Genomic DNA, 13,976 nt, shown 5'->3' with positions numbered 1-13,976 from the left:
GCTAGCACAGGCGCTACCGTGGCGGCATTTCCGACTGACAGAGGTAAAGGGTGATGAAGCGCGGGGTGGTCTATGCAGGCATGGCGGGTGCTATCTGGGGCGGGGTGATCCTCGCGCCGTCGCTCGTGCCGGAATTCAACCCGCTGCTGATCAGTTCCGTGCGCTTCGCCCTGTACGGCGCCATTTCCCTGCTGATCGCGCTGCCGGTCGCCGTCGGCCTGTTTCGCCGGATCAGCCGCGAGGACCTGTCGATGCTGGTACGCCTGTCCCTGGCCGGCAACCTGCTGTACTTCGCGCTGCTCTCGGCGGCGGTGCAGTTCGCCGGGGTGGCGGCGGCCTCGCTGATCAACGGCATCATGCCGCTGGCGATCAGCTATTGCAGCCGTTCCGAGCACGACTCGCTGCCGCTGTCGCGGATGAAATTCCCGCTGGCGCTGGTGGCCCTGGGCATCCTCTGCATCAACCTCGACCCCACCGCGCTGATGGCCTCCGGGAGCACGCCGGGCGAGCGCATCCTCGGTATCGTCTGCGGTTTCTGCGGAGTGGCCTGCTGGTCCTGGTACGCCACGGCGAACGCGCGCTACCTGAAGGCCAGCCACTTCAACAGCCACGAATGGTCGACGCTGATCGGCGTGGTCACCGGCGTCATGGCCATCGTGCTGGCCGGCGTGGGCGTGCTGATTGCCCCGCAGGCGGTACCCACCGGCATCGCAGCGGAGCGCTGGATGGCCTTCCTCTGGGTGTCGCTGTTCCTCGCCGTATTCGGCTCCTGGGTGGCCAACGGCCTGTGGAACGCCGCGACCCGTCGCCTGCCGATGAGCCTGGGCGGCCAGTTGATCGTCTTCGAGACGCTGTTCGCCTGCGCTTACGCCTACCTGCACCAGCAGCGCCTGCCGAGCCCGGTGGAGGCGCTGGCCATCGTCCTGCTGACCGGTGGCGTGCTCTGGGCCATCGGCCTGCACCGTGCGCCGGCCGAGGCTCCGGCACGCGCCGTCGAGTCCTGATTCAGGCCTTCGGGCTGCCTTCGAGGCGCGGGCTCCAGTCCTCCACCGCGCCGTTCTCCAGGCGCCGCGACAGGGTGCGGCGCCAGTTCGGCGGCAGCGGCAGTTCCAGGCAGTCGCGCAGGATTTCGGCGTCCACGCGCTTGTCGAAGAGCACGGCGGAGAGTCGCTGCAACGACCAGTCGCCATGGCGCCGCTCTACCAGTTCCAGAGGTGCGCCAGCGGCGATCACCCCTTCCTCCAGCACCCGGTAATACCAGCCGGTGCGTCCGGACTCCTGCACCCGCAGGGCCATCTGTGGCAACTCGAAACGGTCGTTGAGTTTCCAGCACGGCATGCGCCCCTGGGACACCTCCAGCAGCGCCGTGCCGGCGCGCACCCGGTCGCCCAGGCAGAGGTCCGCCTCGGTCCAGCCGTGGGTGCTGAAGTTCTCGCCAAAGGCGCCGGGGCGTGTCAGCAGCGGGTGTTCGCCCAGCTCGGCGATCCACTGTGCGTAGTGCTCGCGGGGGTAGTGGTGGATGGCCTTCTCCACGCCACCGTGCACGCGCAGGTCGCCTTGCTCGTCGCTCTCCAGGCCCAGGCTGGTGACCGCCAGCGAACCCTGGCGCGGCGCCTTGGCGATGGCGCTGCGCGAGCCGGGACGGGTGAAGGGCTCGGCGCGGCCGGTGAGGAGGGTGTCGAGGGAAATACTGGGCAGGCTCATGGACGCTCCCGGTTATGGTATCGATCAAAAACTACCTGGACAAAATCGTTCAGATGGGTAGCCTTCGTCAAGGTATCGACTCGATACAAAGTGTCGCATCCAATGATTCCACCAAGGAGATCCCATGCAGAAGTACCGCCTCACCATCCAGCGACACGGTCAGTTGCTCGGCCATTTCGACTCCGACCTGCCCTGGGCGCGCGACGCCGTGCGTGCCATCGCGGACGCGCTAGGTGGACAGGGCTTCGTTCTTGAGTTGCAGGTTGCCGACGGCGAGCGCCGTCTGCTGGAAAGCTCTCCGGCCGGTATCAAGCTGCTGGCCTGCGAGCCGCTGTATCGGCCGATGGTTCTGGAGAATTTGTAGCAGCGAGCCTGCTCGCGAACCTTGGACGCGCCGGCGTTGCCGGCGAATCGCGGACGGAGTCCGCTCCTACAGGAAAAGCCATGCAACCTAGGAGCGGACTCCGTCCGCGATGCCTTCAGCTACCTGGCCACCCTGAGCTGACGCGGCACGCCGAATGCGCCCGGCGTGCCGCCCACCGGAACGGCCGCGGGGCCTCTAGTTAACGGGCACCCTGGCTCCGCTTCATCCTGCGCAGCGGGGTGTGCGATGGCTACAGGGTGACCACGACCTTGCCGAACTGCTGGTTCGATTCCAGGTAGCGGTAGGCCTCGACGATCTCGTCGAACCCGAAGCGGCGGGCGATGACCGGCCGCAGCGAGCCGTCGGCCAACCCCTCGACGATGAAGTCCTTGGCCGCCTGCAGGCGCGCCGGGTCTTCCAGCACTTCGTAGACGCGGTAGCCGCGCAGCACCAGCGAGCGGCTCAGCACCTCGAACAGCGGGAAGGGCGTCGGCTCGGGGCTCAGCCCGCCGTACTCGATGAGCATGCCGCCCTCGGCCATGGCGGCGGTCAGCGGCTCGAAGATCGGCCCACCCACCGGGTCGAACACCACTCGCGCGCCGACTTTGCCGGTGATCTCGAACAGCCGCGCGCGCAGGTCTTCCTCGTCGCTGGCGATCACCTCGGCGGCGCCCGATTGCAGCAGCGCATCGCGTTTCGCCGAACTGCGGGTTACCGCGATCGGCACCGCGCCAACGCGCCGGGCAATCTGGATGGCGGCCAGGCCGACGCTGCTGGAGGCAGCGGTGATCACGACGAAGTCACCGGCGCGCAACCCGGCGACCTGCACCAGCGCGCCGTAGGCGGTGAGGTACTGCATCCAGGTGGCGGCGGCATCGCTCCAGGTCTGCCCCGGCGGGTTCTTCACCAGGCGCGACTGCGGTACTACCAGGTGCTCGGCGTGGGTTGGCTGCTCCTGCATCGACGTGGGAGGCAGCACGCTCACCGCATCCCCTGCAGCGAAGCCGTGAACCTTGCTGCCCACCGCCTCGACGATGCCTGTGGCCTCCAGGCCGAGGCCGGAGGGCAGTCGCGGGCTTTCGATGTAACGGTCCGTGCGCAGCAGCACCTCGGCACGGTTCAGCCCCAGGGCCTTGACCCGGATGCTCACCTCGTCCGGGCCGGGTTGGCGAATTTCCAGCGGTTCGATGCGCAGGACGTCCGGCCCGCCGATCTGGTGGAAGCGAACGGCCCGTGTGGTGACTTTTTCCATGTGAGGCTCCTATACGAAAGTGATTCGACGTAAAGCCACTATCCGGCATGGAAAAAAGGCGATAAATGGCCTATGGAAATGTTGAGTCGAAATCAGGAGTTACGAATGGATCGTCTGACCAGTATGTCGGTGTTCGTTCGCGCGGTGGACCTCGGGTCCTTCGCGGCCGTGGCCGATGCCCTGGAAATGTCCGCCCCCATGGTGGGCAAGCATGTGCGCTTTCTCGAAGAGCGCCTGGGTGTCCGCTTGCTGCAGCGCAGCACGCGCCGGCAGAGCCTCACCGAGGCCGGGCGGATTTACTACGAGCGCTGTCGTGCGTTGCTCGCCGATGCCGAGGCGGCGGACATCCTCGCCGCCGGCGAGGTGGCCGAGCCGCGTGGCCGGCTGCGGGTGGCCATGCCGGTGCATTTCGGCCGGCGCTGCGTAGCGCCGGTCCTGCTGGAACTGGCACAGCGTTATCCGCACCTGGAACTGGACCTGCGCTTCAGCGACCGCCTGACCGACCTGGCGGATGAACAGATCGACCTGGCCATCCGTACCGGCGAACCGGAGCCACGGGCCGGGGTGATTGCCCGCCGTATCGGCCGGCAACGCATGGTGGTATGCGCCGCACCGGCATACCTGGCGCAACACGGCAGGCCCGCAGGCATCGCGGAACTGGCTGAGCACCACCTGCTGGTCTATCACCGCTCCGGGCGAATCAACCCGTGGCTGTTCCCCTGCGAAGGGCTGGCGCCGGTGGAGTTTGCGCCGAACTCGCGGCTGCGTTTCGACGACCTGGCGGCCATCGCCGATGCTGCGGTTCGCGGCATGGGGTTGGCGTGGTTGCCGTATTGGCTGGTGGGCGAAGCCATTATGGCCGGCGAGCTGGAAGAACTTCTTCCGCAGCAGCCTGGCTTCCTCTACGGCGTCCACGCCACCTGGCTGCAGACCACTCAGTTGCCGCGCAAAGTCCGTCTGGCCATCGATGCGCTGGTTGAGGTAATCCCCGGCCTGGTGATGCCGGGGCTTGCGGAGTAGGGCGGCTGCGTCATTTCGCCGGCGCGAGCCGCAGCACGCGGTTGCGCCCGCCCTCGGCGAGCAGGTAGCCACCCTTGCCGTCGGCGACCAGGGCCTGGGGCGCCTTGAGGAACGACAGCACGGTCTGCGGCTCGCCCTTGCCGTCCCACAGCAGCAGGCGCGCGCGGTGGGTGGAGTCTTCGCTGATCCAGATGCCGCGTGCATCGCACATGACGAAGGTGGGTTTGTTCAGGCCGCCGAGGATTTCCGGGTCGTTGCCGTCATCGCTGAGCTGACGGAGCTTGCCCTGGTTCTTCTGGGTGTAGAGCAGGCGGCCGTCGCTGCAGCGGGTGATCGATTCGGCTTCGTCGAGGCGGTCGCGCACCACGCTCAGTTCGCCGTCGCTCCAGCGGTAGCGCAGCAGTCGGCCGCTGTCGTGGCGGTCCTCGATGGCGTAGAGGAAGTCGCCGTCGTCCCACAACCCCTGCACCGAGTTGCCCTGGAACAGCGTGCTGAGCTTGCCCTCCCGCAGCATCTGCACGGGCTTGTCGTCCGCTTCCTGGCTGAACACCCAGCCGCCGTGGGCGGCGATCAGGCCGTCCGGTTTGGACAGGCCATCGATCACCACCTTGCGCTCGCCGCTGGGAGTGATGCGCAGGATGTTGCCCTGGCCGTCCTTCAGCTCCTGGCTGACCAGCAGGCCGCCGTCGGGCAGGGGCACGATGGAAGCGGCCTTCTTCACTTCGCGCTGTACTACTTCGACGCTCCAGCCATCGGCAGCCCGGACCGGGTAGAAGCTCTGCCAGAGGAAGAATCCGGCAGCAGCGGCGAGAGTCAGGGCGGTGGCGCAGAGGGCGAGGCGCAGGGCGGGGCGGCGGGCGGAGTCGGTCATGGAGGGGCGGTCGAATCGCTGTTGTGGGGAGGGCGCTGGGGATTGCCTGCCAGCCGGTACGAGCGTGCATGGTAGCCACTGTCAACGGCCATGGGATAGTGGAACCACCACAGCGGGGGAAACGGTTCGATGCTCGTACGGAAGTCCGATGCGGGAGGAGGGGGAAGGCAAATTGATAGCAATGACCTACGGTTGGTAGGTCCTTTGCTGAGGGCAACCCAAACGGCTGGTGCGGACAGGATGTCGGCAACAGCCGTTTTCCTTTATGCGCGGTGTCCGTCGGCCTGGTAGACCACCGGGGCGCTCATGGCGCGACCGCCGTGGATCCCGCTTGGCGGGCTGGCAAGCCGCGCAGCAGCCTGGACAGCCGTGGCATAGCCTCCGGCAGCTCGGCGTAGCGCCGCGGCTGCAGCGCGTGGCGCCGAGGCCGCGCGCCGCTTCGCGTACGGCGGGGCCGATCTGGTGCAGGCCGTCGCCCTGGTTCGGCACCAGGAGGTGGCTCACCGGCCCGGCGATGGAATAAAGGCCTTGCGGGAACGCCGGACTCATAGGGCGGCCTCGACCCTGGCGCGCTGCTCGGCCGGCAGCCAGCCCTGCCACACCTGCGGGTTGGCCTTGAGGAAGTCCCGTGCGGCGTCACGCGGCGGCTGGCGCGTCTCGCTCATCTTCGCCAGGGCGGCGTTGAGCAGGTCGATGGGGATGTCGACCTTCTCGAACAGCGCCACCAGCTCCGGGTACTGCTGGTGGAAGGGCGCGGAGACGCCCACCGACAGCTTTGCCGGCAGCGAGCGGCTGCCGCGTGGATTGGGGTTGTCGGGGTCGGACAGGGTCTTCCAGGCTTCGGCGTCGAACGGCGGCTCCTCCAGGCGCAGCAGCTTGTAGCGGCCCATCAGCGGGGTCGGCGACCAGTAGTAGAACAGCACCGGCTTGCCACGGCGGATCGACGAGGCGATCTCGGCGTCCATCGCCGCGCCCGAGCCGCTGCGGAAGTTCACGTAGCTGTTCCCCAGGCCATAGGCCTTGAGCTTCTGCGAATTGACGATTTCCGAGGTCCAGCCGGTGGGGCTGTTGAGGAAGCGTCCCTTGTCCGGCGATTCGGGGTCGCGGAACACCTCGTGGTAGCGCGGCAGGTCGGCCACCGAGCGCAGGTCCGGCGCCAGCGCGGCGATGCCCCGCGCCGGGTCGCCGTGGACCACGTAGTCCGGCACCCACCAGCCTTCGTCGGCGTGCTTCACGATATCGCCCAGGCCATAGACCCTGTGTTCGGCCTCGGCCTTGACCCAGGCGGGACTGCGCCCGGCCCATTCCTCGCCGATGACCTGGATGTCGTTGCGCGCCAGCGCCGCCTCCAGGGTCACGGTGCTGCCGGGCAGGGTGTCGGTGGGGTAGCCGTAACCCTTTTCCACCAGCAGGCGCAGCATCTCGGTGATCAGGCTGCCGCTCTCCCAGGTCAGTTCGCCAAAGTGGATCGGTTTGCGCTCCTCGGCGGTGACGCCCTGGCCCAGCAGGCCGAGGGCGAGCAGCGCGGTGCCCAGCCAGCGTGTGATCGTGTGCATGTGCGGGTCCTTGTCGTGCTCAGAAGTCAGTTGTCAGCCTTCTAGCGTAGATGGTCCGTCCCGACCCGACCGGCGAGGACCTCCAGCGCGGCCTCGCTCCGAAGGCTGCGTCAATGGACGGAATGCGCCCTCGAAAAAGTTCGAGGCTTGCATCGGCCTGCGCCTGCCTCAGATCAGCCTGACGCCTTCTCCCGGGGATTAGAACGGAATCAACGACCCGGCAGGGCCAGTTTCGGAAGGAGTCGAATCATGAAACATCTACCTCACGTGGAGGGCGGCGCGGGCGACGGCAAGGTCGGACTGTTTGGCCTCACTTCACTGATCGTCGGCAGCGCCATCGGTTCGGGCATCTTCGCCTTGCCCGCTACGCTCACGGGCGGCGCTGGCGCCCTCGGCATTCTCTGCGGTTGGGCCATCGTGGCCTTCGGGATGCTCTCGCTGGTCTCGGTCTACCGCAACCTCACACTGCGCCAGCCCAGCATCGATGACGGCATCTACGGTTGGTCAAAGGCCGGCTTCGGGCATATCGCAGGCTTCATCGGCGCCTACGGTCACGGTGCCGGCGACGCCATCGGCAACGCTTCCTACCTGGTGGTGATCTTCAGTGCCCTGGGCGCCTTCGGAGTGTTTTCCTACTTCGGCGATGGCACCACCTGGCCTGCGATCTTCGCTGCTTCCGCACTGCTGTGGGTGATCAACGCGCTGGTGCTGCGCGGAGTGAAAACCAGCACCATGGTTAACAACATCGCCACCGTGGCCAAGGTGGTGCCCATTGTGCTGTTCATCGGCCTGGCTCTCTACCACTTCGACAGCCGTGTGTTCATGACCGACTTCCGAGGCCAGAGCCACGGTACCTCGATCTTCGAGCAGAGCAAGACGGTGCTGCTGGCTGCCATGTGGACGCTGATCGGCCTGGAGTCGGGCACCATCTACGCTACCCGCGCACGCAAGCTGTCCGACGTGGCCAAGGCGTCCACCCTCGGTGCGATCATCGTCTCGCTGCTGCTGGTGGGTACCTCGGTACTGGCGCTGGGCATCCTGCCCGCCGCACAGATCACCCAGCTGCACCAGCCGTCCATGGCCGGCCTGATGGCTGCGATGGTCGGGCCCTGGGGCGGTACCTTGATCAACCTCTGCCTGATCGTCTCGGTGGTCGGCGCACTGATCGCCTGGGTCGCCCTGAGCGCCGAGGAAGTGATGCTCTCCGGCCGTGGCAAGAGCGCCACCGGCTGGCTCGGTCGGCTCAACGCCAATGGCGCGCCGCGCAATGCCATGTGGCTCACCACCGGTATTGCCCAGGCGATGATGCTGGTCGCCGGCTTCAGCCATGCGGGTTACCTCGCGCTGCTGTCGTTCTCCACTTCGCTGGCGCTGATTCCTTACCTGCTGTCGTCGATGTACTCGTTCAAGAGCGCCTGCATCGGCCGTGGCTATGAGGGTGACCAGGCCCATGGCCGCTATTGGGAAATGGCGCTGTCGGCCTTCGCCGTGTGTTTCGTGCTGTTCATGCTCTATGGCGCCGGCCTGAAATACGTGCTGCTGGCCGCAGTGGTCTGGGCCGTGGGCCTGCCGCTGTTCATCCTCGGCAAGCGCGAGCAGCGGGAAAAACTCAGCGCCGTGGAATGGATCCTCTGCCTCGTCGTGATCGCCATGGCCGTGGCCGGCCTGCTCGGTCTGTGGAGCGGTCACCTGGTCCTCTGACGTATCGCCAAAGCCTCGGCCCAGGCTGGCCGGGGCAGCTTCAAGGCCGCCCCAGGGCGGCCTTCTGCCATGCACCGTTCGGGCCATTTCCGGTCGACCCCCTGGTTCATGCGTGTTACGGTCCATTGACTCCTTCAACCGTCCGTTGTGGCTTCGCAGGCGCAACGGCACGAGCTGCAACCGGAGAAAATGGCTTATGTCACGTCCCCTGCAACGAGGACCTGTCGACACGGCCATGACCCCGCTCAGCGAGGTCTCAGCCACTGCGCTACTGCAACTCTGGCTTGGCCAGCACACGCAGACCGCCGTGTTCCTGGATGTCGACGGAACCCTTCTGGACATCGCCGAAACCCCCGACGCGGTGCACGTCTCGCCCGGGCTGGTCGATGCGCTCAGCGAGCTGCATCGACGCCTCGACGGTGCCCTGGCCCTGATCAGTGGGCGCCCGGTCGAAGAGCTCGACCGGCTCTTTCATCCTCTGCGCCTGCCCGCCAGCGGCGGTCACGGCGCCCACTGGCGCGAAACCGGCGACAGCCCGTTGCGCCGTACCACCAAGGACCTGTCCGCCTGCGTGCGCGTGCAGCTCAACGCGCTGGCCTGCGCCCACGCCGGCGTACTGGCCGAAGACAAGGGCAGCAGCTTCGCCCTGCATTACCGCGCCGCGCCCGACAGCGCGGCGGCACTGCTCAAGGCACTGGAGGCGCTGCTCGATGCGCCACACGGCGCGGGACTGCGCCTGCTGGGGGGCAAGCAGGTCTACGAAATCGTCACCGAAGGCGTGGACAAGGCCGGCGCCGTCCAGCGCCTGATGACCACACCGGCCTTCGCCGGGCGCCGTCCACTGTTCATCGGCGACGACCTCACCGACCAACCCGCCCTGGCCCTGATGCCCAGCCTGCAAGGGCTGGGGCTCTCGGTCGGGCGCATGCTGCCGGGGGCGAGTGCCGTCTTCGCCGATGCGGCGGCGGTTCGTACTGCACTTATCACGGCGGCCGGAGGAAACGATTGATGACTGAACGGCACGAAGGAGCACTGGAACTGGGCCTGATCGGCAACTGCCGCGTGGCTGCCCTGGTGAATCCACAAGGGCGGCTGGTGTGGTGGTGCTACCCCAACTTCGATGGCGACCCGGCGTTCTCCCGGCTGCTGGCCGGTGATGAGGAAAAGGGCTTCGCCGACGTGCTGCTCGACGGCCAGGTCAGCCATACGTCCGAGTACCAGCGCAACACCGCAATTATCACCACAATTCTGCGTGACGACAGCGGCGGAGCAGTGCGCATCACCGACTTCGCCCCACGCTTTCTGCAGTACGGCCGGGTGTTCCGCCCGGCCCAGCTGTGCCGGCTGATCGAACCGCTGGAAGGGCTGCCCAAGGTCACCCTGCGCGTGCGCCCGACCCATGGCTATGGCAAGCCGCGCCGCAGCGTGGCGGGCTCCAGCCACATCCGCTACCTGGACGGCGACGAGCCGATCCGCCTGACCACGGACGCGCCGTTGTCCTACCTGCTCAACGAAACCCGCTTCGCCCTGCGCCACCCGTTGAGCATGGTGATCGGCATGGACGAGCCGCTGGACAACGCCCCCGGCGACGTCGTCCGCGAATTCCTCAAGCGTACCCAGGGGCACTGGCACGACTGGGTGCGAGGCCTGGCAATCTCCTTCGAGTGGCAGCAGGTGGTGATCCGCTCGGCCATCACCCTCAAACTGTGCAACTTCGAGGAGACCGGCGCGATCATCGCCGCCGCCACCACCTCCATCCCCGAGGCGCCCGGTTCCCAGCGCAACTGGGACTACCGCTACTGCTGGCTGCGCGATGCGTACTTCGTGATCCTCGCCCTCAATCGCCTGGGCGCCACGCGCACCATGGAGGGCTACATCGACTTCATCACCACCGTGGCCAGCGGCGACGCCGAACTCAAGCCGCTGTACGGGATCATCCCCGACATGGACCTGACCGAGCGCGACGAGCCGAACCTGGCCGGTTTCCTCGGCCACGCCCCGGTGCGCGTCGGCAACCAGGCGGTGGAGCAGAACCAGCACGATGTGTTCGGCTCCGTGGTGCTCGCGGTACTGCAGAGCTTCGTCGACGACCGCCTGCCCAGCCCGAGCAGCGACGGCATGCTGCAACTGCTCGAGTCCCTCGCCGACAAGGCCGTGCACGCTGCCTTCGAGCCCGATGCGGGCATCTGGGAATACCGTGGCCGGCAGCGCATCCACACCCATTCCGCGCTGCTCTGCTGGGTCGCCTGCGACCGCGTCGGACGCATCGCCCGACGCCTGGGCCGGGCCGAGGCGGGCGCGGCCTGGATGGAGAAGGCCGGCAACCTGCGCGAGCGCATCCTCGCCGAGGCCTGGAGCGAGAAGAAGCAATGCTTCACCGGCGCCTTCGGTCATGACGACCTCGACGCCAGCGTGCTGCTGATGAACGAACTGGGCATCATCGAAGCCGACGACCCGCGCTTCATCGCCACCGTCGAATGCATCGGCCGCGAACTCAACGTCAACGGCCACCTGCTGCGCTACGCCGCGCCGGATGACTTCGGCGTGCCGGAAACCGCCTTCCTGGTGGTCAAGTTCTGGTACCTCGACGCGCTCGCGGCCATCGGTCGCCGCGACGAGGCCCGTGCGTTGTTCGAGGAACTGATCGCCGCGCGCAACCGCTACGGCCTGCTCTCCGAAGACCTGCATCCGCACACGGGCGAGCTCTGGGGCAACATCCCGCAGACCTACTCCATGGCTGGTCTGATCAACTCAGCCATGCGTCTGTCCATCGGCTGGGAGGAAGGTCTATGCCGCGCCTCGTGGTGATTTCCAACCGGGTCATGGTGCCCGATGAACACCACCCGGCCGCACCCGGTGGCCTCGCCGTCGCGGTGGAGGCCGCCATGCGCGAGCGCGAAGGCATCTGGTTCGGCTGGAGCGGACAGGTTGCCGAAGAACCGGGCCCGCTGACCATCATCGAACGTGGCAACCTCACCTACATGCTGACCGACCTGCCCCCGCAGGACTTCGATGAGTACTACAACGGTTTCGCCAACCGCGTGCTCTGGCCCATCCTGCACTACCGCGTCGACCTCGCCGAATTCAGCGAAGCCGACTTCGGCGGCTACCGGCGCGTCAACGAGTTCTTCGCCGAGCGCCTGAGCCCGCTGCTGGAGCCGGACGACGTGCTCTGGGTGCATGACTATCACCTCATTCCGCTCGCCCTGGCCTTGCGCGCCCGCGGCCACGCCAACCGCATCGGTTTCTTCCTGCACATCCCCATGCCGCCGGCTGATCTGCTCACCGCGCTCCCGCATCATGCCGAGCTGATCCGCGCGCTCACCGAATACAACCTCATCGGCTTCCAGACCGAAAACGACGCCAGCAACTTCGCCCGCTACCTCACCCGCGTAGTCGGCGCCGCCACACCCGACGGTCGCCGCTATCACCTGGAGGATCAGCACTTTCGCGTTGGCGTGTTCCCGGTGGGTGTGGACGCCGACGGCTTCCGCCAGCTGGCCGAGGAAGCCTCGCACAGCGAGGCCGCCGACGAATTGCGCGAAAGCCTGGGTGGCCGCGCGCTGATGGTCGGGGTGGACCGTCTCGACTATTCCAAGGGCATCGTCAATCGACTGGACGGTTACGAACGCTTCCTGGAACGCTACCCGGAGTGGCACAACGGCGTGACCTGCCTGCAGATATCCCCCGGAAGCCGCCAGGGCATCCCCGAATACGCTGATATCGACGCCGCCGTCAGCGCGCGGGTAGGGCACATCAACGGTCGCTTTGGCGCCGTGTCCTGGGTGCCGCTGCGCTACGTGGCACGCAATCACCGCCGTGAGGACGTCGCCATGGTCATGCGCCACGCCCGCATCGGTCTGGTGACGCCCTTGCGCGACGGCATGAACCTGGTGGCCAAGGAGTTCGTCGCCGCGCAGGACCCGGACGACCCTGGCGTGCTGATCCTCTCCCAGTTCGCCGGCGCCGCCGCCGAGCTGGGTGGCGCGCTGATCATCAACCCCCACGACCGCGATGCCCTGGCCGACGCCATCGACACCGCCCTGCGCATGCCCCTGAGCGAACGCCGGGCGCGGCATCGGGACATGTACGCGGTGTTGCAGGCCAATGACATACGGTTCTGGGGGCCGAGCTTCATCGATGCGCTGACCAGGCCGGGGAGGGCGCTGAACTGGTTGTCGAACCATTACCTCGGGCATTGAGGTGGGGTGATTGGCCGGTAGGAGCACGGTCGTGCCTGCGATTTTCCCTCTCCCCGGCCCTGGCTGCGCGCCCCGCTCCGAAGGGAGAGGGAGCTGCCCGTGCCGGCTGACGTCAAGGTTTCATCCTGCGCCGTACGGTCCCCTCTCCCGCTTGCGGGAGAGGGTTAGGGAGAGGGGCTTTCGGGCTCGTAGGAGCGGATTGCTCGCGAACCGCACTTTGTCGTTCGCGGACTTGGGGTTCGTGCGCCGAAGCGACACTGGACACCCAAACAAAGATCAAAAGCATCGCCGGCAGAGTCCGCTCCTGCGAAAGCCCCTCCCCGAGGGAGCGGGCCAGGCCTTCGAACCTCCGGCAAAACAATCGAAAATCCACCACTCGACAGGCGTAAAAGCCCCTAAAACCGGGCCTTTGCCCATGCCCGAACCCCGTTCAGAACCCTCGACCGCCCGTCAAATACCCCCACAGGAGTGAAAAAAAGCTACCAATTCCCTGCGCCCCATGTATTCTGCTCGCGCTGCCTGCCCGGTAAAGCGCCGCGACTTGATGTTCTGTCTACACGATGTTCCATCTCCTCGGCACCTCTTCACTACGCATTCAGCTCATGGTCGGTCGGTATTCGGCTGGCCTTTAGCAATCTATATCTGGAGACAACATCATGTCCGATCGTCAAAACGGCACCGTCAAGTGGTTCAACGCTGAGAAGGGCTTCGGCTTCATCACCCCGGAAAGCGGCCCGGACGTATTCGTTCACTTCCGTCAGATCGAAGGCAACGGCTACAAGTCCCTCGACGAAGGCCAGAAGGTCAGCTTCATCGTGACCGCCGGCCAGAAAGGCCCGCAGGCCGAGCAAGTTCGCGCCGTCTAATCGACGCCACTTGTGGAAAAAGCCCCGCTGATGCGGGGCTTTTTCATTTCTGCGGCCGGACCCCGTCGGGGGCTGGATCAGACACTGCCTTCGCTTTCGATCACCAGGATGCGCGCCTCGCCCCGGGGATGGGCCACATGCTCGGTACCGATCGAGGCGTAGAAGATATCTCCGCTCTCCAGCATGACCCGATGTTCGCCATCCTCGTCGCGGTAATGCATCTCCACCTGACCGTCGAGCACCGCAAACACCTCTTCGCCGTCGTTGATGTGCCACTTGTAGGGCTGGTCGGTCCAGTGCAGGCGGGTGGTGATTCCATTCATGTTGGCGATGTCCAGCGCGCCCCAGGGGCGGTTCGCCGTGAAGCACTTGCTGCGAATGATCTTCAAGGTGGTGTGACTCCATCGATTGTTTGCCGATGCTACGTGAGTGGGCGGCAG

At 66.5% G+C, this 13,976-nt stretch carries 13 protein-coding genes; 8 read left to right on the top strand and 5 right to left on the bottom strand.

Translation table 11 applies throughout. From position 1 onward, the window contains the following. Positions 1 to 53 precede the first annotated feature (53 nt). On the top strand, positions 54 to 1,004 hold the full coding sequence (locus tag ACAW63_RS21950; RefSeq protein WP_275611325.1) for a DMT family transporter: 951 nt from the start codon (positions 54 to 56) through the stop codon (positions 1,002 to 1,004). Between the two features lies 1 nt (position 1,005). On the opposite strand, the gene ACAW63_RS21945 is transcribed toward ACAW63_RS21950, so the two are convergent. Further along, complete coding sequence (locus tag ACAW63_RS21945) at positions 1,006 to 1,704, bottom strand: MOSC domain-containing protein (protein WP_331318667.1); 699 nt, start codon at positions 1,702 to 1,704, stop codon at positions 1,006 to 1,008. A 124-nt stretch (positions 1,705 to 1,828) separates the two neighbouring features. Here ACAW63_RS21945 and ACAW63_RS21940 point away from each other — a divergent pair, with 124 nt between their 5' ends. Continuing rightward, the gene (locus tag ACAW63_RS21940) at positions 1,829 to 2,068 is read left to right on the top strand and encodes a cytoplasmic protein (RefSeq protein ID WP_331318665.1); all 240 of its coding nucleotides are present in this window, start codon (positions 1,829 to 1,831) and stop codon (positions 2,066 to 2,068) included. A 250-nt stretch (positions 2,069 to 2,318) separates the two neighbouring features. On the opposite strand, the gene ACAW63_RS21935 is transcribed toward ACAW63_RS21940, so the two are convergent. Then, on the bottom strand, positions 2,319 to 3,320 hold the full coding sequence (locus tag ACAW63_RS21935; RefSeq protein WP_371228738.1) for a zinc-dependent alcohol dehydrogenase family protein: 1,002 nt from the start codon (positions 3,318 to 3,320) through the stop codon (positions 2,319 to 2,321). A gap of 105 nt (positions 3,321 to 3,425) precedes the next feature. On the opposite strand from ACAW63_RS21935, the gene ACAW63_RS21930 reads away from it, so the two are divergent. Then, positions 3,426 to 4,340: a LysR family transcriptional regulator gene (locus ACAW63_RS21930; protein WP_371228735.1), complete on the top strand. Its 915-nt coding sequence runs from the start codon at positions 3,426 to 3,428 to the stop codon at positions 4,338 to 4,340. Positions 4,341 to 4,350: 10 nt separating this feature from the next. On the opposite strand, the gene ACAW63_RS21925 is transcribed toward ACAW63_RS21930, so the two are convergent. Further along, positions 4,351 to 5,211, bottom strand: coding sequence for a hypothetical protein (locus ACAW63_RS21925; RefSeq protein WP_371228732.1), 861 nt, complete (start codon positions 5,209 to 5,211; stop codon positions 4,351 to 4,353). Positions 5,212 to 5,756: 545 nt separating this feature from the next. Then, complete coding sequence (locus ACAW63_RS21920) at positions 5,757 to 6,767, bottom strand: ABC transporter substrate-binding protein (protein WP_371228729.1); 1,011 nt, start codon at positions 6,765 to 6,767, stop codon at positions 5,757 to 5,759. Between the two features lie 249 nt (positions 6,768 to 7,016). Here ACAW63_RS21920 and ACAW63_RS21915 point away from each other — a divergent pair, with 249 nt between their 5' ends. From ACAW63_RS21915 to ACAW63_RS21895, 5 genes are all read left to right on the top strand, one after another. Then, positions 7,017 to 8,468, top strand: a complete 1,452-nt coding sequence (locus ACAW63_RS21915; RefSeq protein WP_371228727.1) for an amino acid permease — start codon at positions 7,017 to 7,019, stop codon at positions 8,466 to 8,468. A 235-nt stretch (positions 8,469 to 8,703) separates the two neighbouring features. Further along, on the top strand, positions 8,704 to 9,477 hold the full coding sequence (otsB, locus tag ACAW63_RS21910; protein ID WP_371228725.1) for a trehalose-phosphatase: 774 nt from the start codon (positions 8,704 to 8,706) through the stop codon (positions 9,475 to 9,477). Next, complete coding sequence (locus tag ACAW63_RS21905) at positions 9,477 to 11,276, top strand: glycoside hydrolase family 15 protein (RefSeq protein WP_371228723.1); 1,800 nt, start codon at positions 9,477 to 9,479, stop codon at positions 11,274 to 11,276. Before otsB ends, ACAW63_RS21905 begins: the two co-directional genes overlap by 1 nt. Beyond that, complete coding sequence (otsA, locus tag ACAW63_RS21900) at positions 11,258 to 12,670, top strand: alpha,alpha-trehalose-phosphate synthase (UDP-forming) (RefSeq protein ID WP_371228720.1); 1,413 nt, start codon at positions 11,258 to 11,260, stop codon at positions 12,668 to 12,670. Before ACAW63_RS21905 ends, otsA begins: the two co-directional genes overlap by 19 nt. 656 nt (positions 12,671 to 13,326) lie before the next feature. Further along, positions 13,327 to 13,536, top strand: coding sequence for a cold-shock protein (locus tag ACAW63_RS21895; RefSeq protein WP_015477564.1), 210 nt, complete (start codon positions 13,327 to 13,329; stop codon positions 13,534 to 13,536). 77 nt (positions 13,537 to 13,613) lie between these two features. Here the strand turns inward: ACAW63_RS21895 and ACAW63_RS21890 are convergent, their stop codons facing one another. Continuing rightward, entirely contained in the window at positions 13,614 to 13,925 is a 312-nt protein-coding gene (locus ACAW63_RS21890; RefSeq protein ID WP_371228717.1) for a cupin domain-containing protein, read from the bottom strand. Positions 13,926 to 13,976: the final 51 nt, after the last annotated feature.

Source organism: Pseudomonas sp. QE6, assembly GCF_041379005.1.
Lineage (GTDB): Bacteria > Pseudomonadota > Gammaproteobacteria > Pseudomonadales > Pseudomonadaceae > Pseudomonas.
The sequence above is the reverse complement of the archived record's forward strand: the minus strand, read 5'-3'. Positions and strand labels throughout refer to the sequence as shown.

Bases quoted from the DNA above. Each gene is read 5' to 3' on its own strand.
- ACAW63_RS21915 (WP_371228727.1), top strand. From the start codon at position 7,017: ATGAAACATCTACCTCACGTGGAGGGCGGCGCGGGCGACGGCAAGGTC.
- ACAW63_RS21940 (WP_331318665.1), top strand. From the start codon at position 1,829: ATGCAGAAGTACCGCCTCACCATCCAGCGACACGGTCAGTTGCTCGGC.
- otsA (WP_371228720.1), top strand. From the start codon at position 11,258: ATGCCGCGCCTCGTGGTGATTTCCAACCGGGTCATGGTGCCCGATGAA.
- ACAW63_RS21945 (WP_331318667.1), bottom strand. From the start codon at position 1,704: ATGAGCCTGCCCAGTATTTCCCTCGACACCCTCCTCACCGGCCGCGCC.
- ACAW63_RS21920 (WP_371228729.1), bottom strand. From the start codon at position 6,767: ATGCACACGATCACACGCTGGCTGGGCACCGCGCTGCTCGCCCTCGGC.
- ACAW63_RS21930 (WP_371228735.1), top strand. From the start codon at position 3,426: ATGGATCGTCTGACCAGTATGTCGGTGTTCGTTCGCGCGGTGGACCTC.
- ACAW63_RS21950 (WP_275611325.1), top strand. From the start codon at position 54: ATGAAGCGCGGGGTGGTCTATGCAGGCATGGCGGGTGCTATCTGGGGC.
- ACAW63_RS21925 (WP_371228732.1), bottom strand. From the start codon at position 5,211: ATGACCGACTCCGCCCGCCGCCCCGCCCTGCGCCTCGCCCTCTGCGCC.
- ACAW63_RS21905 (WP_371228723.1), top strand. From the start codon at position 9,477: ATGACTGAACGGCACGAAGGAGCACTGGAACTGGGCCTGATCGGCAAC.
- otsB (WP_371228725.1), top strand. From the start codon at position 8,704: ATGACCCCGCTCAGCGAGGTCTCAGCCACTGCGCTACTGCAACTCTGG.
- ACAW63_RS21935 (WP_371228738.1), bottom strand. From the start codon at position 3,320: ATGGAAAAAGTCACCACACGGGCCGTTCGCTTCCACCAGATCGGCGGG.
- ACAW63_RS21895 (WP_015477564.1), top strand. From the start codon at position 13,327: ATGTCCGATCGTCAAAACGGCACCGTCAAGTGGTTCAACGCTGAGAAG.